The 4,369-nt window shown below is 61.1% G+C and carries 4 protein-coding genes; 2 read left to right on the top strand and 2 right to left on the bottom strand.

Annotated features, from left to right (window positions below; genetic code table 11):
• On the top strand, positions 1-762 hold a 762-nt coding region (locus A3754_RS15120; protein ID WP_063520364.1), incomplete at its 5' end, for an NADPH:quinone oxidoreductase family protein.
• A 49-nt stretch (positions 763-811) separates the two neighbouring features.
• Here A3754_RS15120 and A3754_RS15115 read toward each other — a convergent pair.
• Entirely contained in the window at positions 812-1,255 is a 444-nt protein-coding gene (locus A3754_RS15115) for a thioesterase family protein (RefSeq protein WP_063520363.1), read from the bottom strand.
• A gap of 102 nt (positions 1,256-1,357) precedes the next feature.
• The gene (locus tag A3754_RS15110; RefSeq protein WP_063520362.1) at positions 1,358-2,761 is read right to left on the bottom strand and encodes a phospholipase D family protein; all 1,404 of its coding nucleotides are present in this window, start codon (positions 2,759-2,761) and stop codon (positions 1,358-1,360) included.
• Between the two features lie 249 nt (positions 2,762-3,010).
• Between A3754_RS15110 and A3754_RS15105 the strand changes: the two genes are divergently transcribed.
• A partial coding sequence (locus tag A3754_RS15105; RefSeq protein WP_063520361.1) for a hypothetical protein occupies positions 3,011-4,369 on the top strand: 1,359 nt, incomplete at its 3' end.

Here is a 4,369-nt window from a genome sequence, read left to right as displayed (position 1 = left end):
GACGGCGTGAAAAACTTCAAACCCGGCCAGCGGAGCATGGGCCTCACCGGTTACGGTGCCTTTGCCGAAGAAATTCTGGTGCCGGAGAACCGTCTGATCCCCGTGCCTGACGGCATGGATGACCACACCGCCGCCGCCTTTTCCATGGTCTACGGCACCAGTTATCACGCGCTGAAACAACGGGCCAACATCCAGCCCGGGGAAACCCTGCTGGTGCTCGGCGCCAGTGGCGGCGTAGGGCTGGCTGCGGTGGAAATTGGCAAGGCCATGGGCGCCAACGTAATCGCCTGCGCCAGCAGCGACGAGAAACTGGAAGTGGCCAGGGAAGCCGGCGCGGATGACCTGATCAACTACGCTGACGAAGACCTGAAAGAGGCGCTGAAAAAGCGTTACCCGAGAGGCGTGGACGTGATCTACGACCCGGTGGGCGACAAGTTCACCGAAGCGGCCCTGCGCAACATGGCCTGGAACGGCCGCCTGCTGGTGGTCGGTTTTGCCGCCGGCGACATCCCCAAAATTCCCGCCAACCTGGCGCTGCTGAAAGGCTGCTCCATCGTCGGGGTATTCTGGGGCGCGTTCACCCAGCAGGAACCGAAAGTGAACATGCAGAACATCATGGAACTGTTCCAGCTGTTCGGCCAGGGCAAGCTCAAACCGCGCATCAGCCAGGTATTCAAGTTCGAAGAATACGAACAAGCACTGGCCGCGCTGACCTCACGTACCGCCAAGGGCAAGGTGGTGCTGGACGTGGCCGGAGCCTGAACCACACGCCGTGCAGGAGTACCACCAGCGGTGCTCCTGCACCAGGCGTTCAGCCGCGACCACTCTGGTCGATGACGACCCCCGGCGCTCCCGCCTGCAGCCGTTCACGCAGATCATCCGGCACCGGGGTTTTCGCGAACGGCTCGGTGGTCATCATCACGTACACCGCTTCCGAACGGGCAATGGCACGGCCATCATCCGCGTGGCGGATATCCGCTTGCAGGGAGAACGACGTGTTGCCCATATGGGTGAGTGACACGAACACATCCAGCACGTCATCAAACCGTGCCGATGACTGCCATTCCGTGGTCAACTTCACCACCTGGTTATCCAGCCCTTCCGCCAGCAACTGGCTGTAATCCCGCCCCAGTGCACGCATGAATTCGGTCATGGCGATGTCCACGTAGTCCCCGTAACGAGCGTTAAACACCACATGCTGGGCATCGCATTCGTTGTAGCGCACCCGGAATCGAAAGCAAAAAGGCTGGACCATGATGTTCTCCATAAAATCCAAAATATCGCAACAACCTGCAAGCTCCCTCTATGCCCGTTGGCGCTCACCAGTCGGCGACTAAAGACAACCAGCTTGCCGCGCCTACAGCATCCGCTCAATGGGCAATAGCGACAGCAACCATGCCAGCAGCCGTCGCCACACCGTCACGTCAGGTTCGCTGTGGCGCACCACCGGACGACCGTCATGGCCATCACCGGCCCAGGTCAGTTTTTCCTGCTCTTTGTCGACCCGATAACTGTTTTCCGGCGCCAGCCCTTCTTCAATAAACGCCGCCACCTGCTGCCCCAGTTCGGCAGACGCCACGTAGTAACCCATCTCGGTATTCAGGTGCACCGAGCGCGGGTCAATATTGAACGACCCAACAAAAATTTCACGCCGGTCCAGCACCATGGCCTTGGTATGCAGGCTCGCCTGGGACCGGCCTTTGAACAATCGCACCTGACGACGCAGCGCCCGGGCATTGGGCTGCAATTCATGCAATTCCACCCCCGCCGCCAGCAACCCCGGCCGATAACGGGCATAGGCACCATGAGCTGCAATCACATCATTGGTCGCCAGGCTATTGGTCAACACGGCCGCTCGCCCACCCCGCTGCCGAAAGCCCGCCAGCGCCTCAACAAAGGCGTCACCCGGAATAAAATAACTGGCTTCCATCAGCAATTCGCGATGGTCTTTCCTGCCCAGTAACCGGGCCAGCTGCTCACCCATCAATGTCTGCTTGGCACCGCTGGCCTTGTCCGGGCTATCGAACAACAACGCCGCCGGCGCCTGCACACATTGCTGCTCCTGCTTGCGCAGGTACTCGGTAAAAAACGCTTCGTGTTGGGGAAACAGGTAAGGATAGCCTTTCAGGGAGGTGCGCCAGCGCCCCAGCCAACGCCAGATCCGTTCCGCCGTGGCCTCGGTTCGGCGCCGGTAACTTTTCATGGGCACCGCCAGCGGGCTCTGCCAGAAGGCATCAAACGCAGTGCGGGTATCCGCCACAATGGCGCCATGGGCGTACAGATCCAGATCCCGGAAATTGGTGGACGCATTCACCCCAAAATAATGGTCGGCAATATTTCGCCCGCCCACCAGCGCCCGCTCCCCGTCCATGATCCAGGCCTTGTTATGCATGCGGTGATTAAGCAGCGGCGCATGGTAGAGCCATTGCAAAAAATATTTATAGCGACCCTTGAACGGGTTGAATAACCGCACCTCGATATTGGGGTGCGCATCCAGCGCCGCCCACTTCACATCGCGGCCCAACTGATTGGCATGATCCAGCAACATGCGCACCTTCACACCCCGCCGCGCCGCTTCCAGCAAACGATAGATCAGCAGCTTGCCGGTGGTGTCGTCATCCCAGATGTAGTACTGCACATCCAGCGTGCGCTGCGCCAGCCGAGCCAGGGTGACTCGCAGGGTGAACGCCTGATCGCTGTCGGCGACCAGCGAAAAAGACGACACCGGCGTGGGGGCCGAACCGGAGGCTGTCTGGTTCATTGTGCCTCACCTTTTTGCCCGTACTCTGGCCGTTGTGATCGCCCGTCAATCCGCAAACCGGTACCCATAGCGTCGCCCTCTCTGCCCCCTGTCATGATGCCCTGATGACAGGAATATAAAACCTGCCCTGAGTGCCAACCCTGCCATACATTCACCGGAATTCATCAAACTATCACGATCTTTTTACCGCATTTTCTTGTCGCCGCATCAGCCTTGGGCTCTCCCCTTCTGGTTCAAGGATGATCCCACATGAACAAACGGATTCTCACTACCCTGTTGGCCACGCTCTGCGCCAGCGTCAACGCCGCCCCCTACGACTGGAACTACCCGGCGCCAATTCAATCCCCCGGCGCTAACGATAATGGCAAGGTCGTGCTCTTCGATGTTTCCCATGGCGGCACGGAAGGCAATGCGGACTGGGTTATTGACGGCGCTTTTTCCGACTTCGCCGATGCTCTGGTCAGTGCCGGTTACACCGTGCAGGAATACCGCGGGGTGGATAAAAACAGCGACGGCGTTATCCAGTTTGTGGATGACTACACCAACCCCACCACCGCCAACAGCAACGCCAACGAAGCGGTCATCACTTACACCGCCATCAGTCACGCGGATGTACTGGTCCTCGCGGAAAGCAACCGCCCCTTCACCCAGGCGGAATTGCAGGCCCTGGAAGATTTTGTGGCCGCCGGCAAGGGCATCTTCTTTGTTGCCGACCACTACAACGCCGACCGAAACCTGAACACCTGGGACAGCACCGAGGTATTCAACGGCTATAACCGCTCCACCCTGTCCCAGTTCAATGTGGGCGGCAGCTACGGCGACCTGCGTAATCCCGGCGTCGCCACTGGTGGCTGGCTGGCACAGGAGTTCGGCATCCGCTTTCGCTTCAATGCCATCGACTGGCACAGCGGCGCCAGCGGCATCGAGCCGGCCAGCCAGGTAGAGGGGCTGACCACCGGCGTAGGCCCGGTACTGATGGCCGGTGGCGCCACCCTGGCGATCACCGACCCGAACAAGGCCAAGGGCCTGGTGCACTTCTCCACCAGCGACAGCCCCAGCCGCTGGACCCACGCGGTGGATTCCGGGCTCTACTTCGGCGGCACCGCCGAAGGCCCCTACGTGGCCATCGCCAAATCCGGCCCCGGCAAGGCCGCCTTTATCGGCGACTCCAGCCCCATCGAAGATGCCTCACCCAAGTACAAGCGCCAGGACAACGGCAACACCAAGAGCACCTATCCGGGCTGGACCGATGCCGGCAACGCCGCCCAGCTCAGCATTAACCTGATCGACTGGCTGGCCACCCCGGAAAGCTATACCCAGTTCAACAGCAGTGCCCACCCGGCCGGCACCGCCACGCCCACCCCCATGGCCAGCGAAGAGCTGGACGACCCGGACAACGGCCAGCCCTGGAACACGCCTTCCGGCGGCTATAACCCCTGGGATGCCAGCACCTTGGACTACGGCGCCTATGGCGCCCCGGACGGCCCCGGTGGCAGCCCAGGCGGCGGTGAGGTGCTGTCCGTCAGCGAGGCCCTGGCCGAACCCACCGGCACCACCGTCACCGTGGCAGGGGTGATCACCCAGGCCATCAATGGCGAGTACGCGCTG

It is taken from the genome of Alcanivorax sp. HI0083 (genome assembly GCF_001635175.1).
The sequence above is the reverse complement of the archived record's forward strand: the minus strand, read 5'-3'. Positions and strand labels throughout refer to the sequence as shown.